Genomic DNA, 840 nt, shown 5'->3' on the forward strand with positions numbered 1-840 from the left:
CTAGGCCACCGACTCATTATGGCGCAGCCAAATGCGTATGGACGCAAGCTGGACTGAGGCGAGGAAGTTATCATCTCGCTTGTCGTAGCGCGTGGCGACGGCGCGGAACTGCTTGAGTTTGCTGAAGAAGCGTTCGACGAGATTGCGATACCGATAGAGGAATGCGCTAAAGACGGGGCGGCGCTTGCGGTTCGGCATGGGCTTGATGTTGGCCCAGACGCCGCGAGCGGCCATCTCGACCCGGAGCGCGTCACTGTCGTAGGCGCGGTCGGCGAGCAGCACGTCCCCATCACCCAAAGTGTCCAGCATGTCGGCAGCGCTACGGCCGTCGTGCGCCTGGCCGGCCGTGAGCTTGAGTGCGATCGGCAGGCCATTGGCATCGACTAGCGCGTGGATTTTGGTCGTCAGGCCACCGCGCGAACGGCCCATGCAACCGGGTCCCCCTTTTTATCGCCATTGGCGCCATGTTGGTGAACCCGGATCGAGGAGCTATCGATCATCTGAACATCGCCTTTGTAAGCGGCTGAGACTGCTTCCAATATCCGCGCCCAATGTCCTGCCCGGCGCCAGCGGTTGAAGCGGTTCACACATGTCGTATGCGGGCCGTATCGCGCAGGAATATCGGCCCAGGGAGCGCCCGTCCGCAGCCGCCAGAATATCCCGTTGAGTACCCGGCGGTCATCGACACGCCGCACCCCTCGCACCTTCGTCGGCAGCAGCGGCTCGATCACCGACCACTCGAAATCCGTCAAATCGAACCGCGCCATATCAATCCCCTTCTCGGAGAATGAATCAGATCGCTGACGCTTTGGGAATCCTGTTTATGGGTATGTGACCTAG

The 840-nt window shown here is 61.1% G+C and carries 1 protein-coding gene; it reads right to left on the reverse strand.

Features of this window, described 5'->3' with window-relative positions:
• Positions 1-767, reverse strand: a protein-coding gene (locus tag NTCA1_RS28340) for an IS5 family transposase (protein WP_374705225.1) whose coding sequence is annotated in 2 segments (ribosomal slippage) — positions 1-446 and positions 446-767 — 768 coding nt in all. Because the reading frame shifts where the segments join, the coding sequence is not laid out codon by codon here.
• Positions 768-840 lie beyond the last annotated feature (73 nt).

Source organism: Novosphingobium sp. TCA1, assembly GCF_009811895.1.
Taxonomy (GTDB): Bacteria; Pseudomonadota; Alphaproteobacteria; order Sphingomonadales; family Sphingomonadaceae; genus Novosphingobium; species Novosphingobium panipatense_A.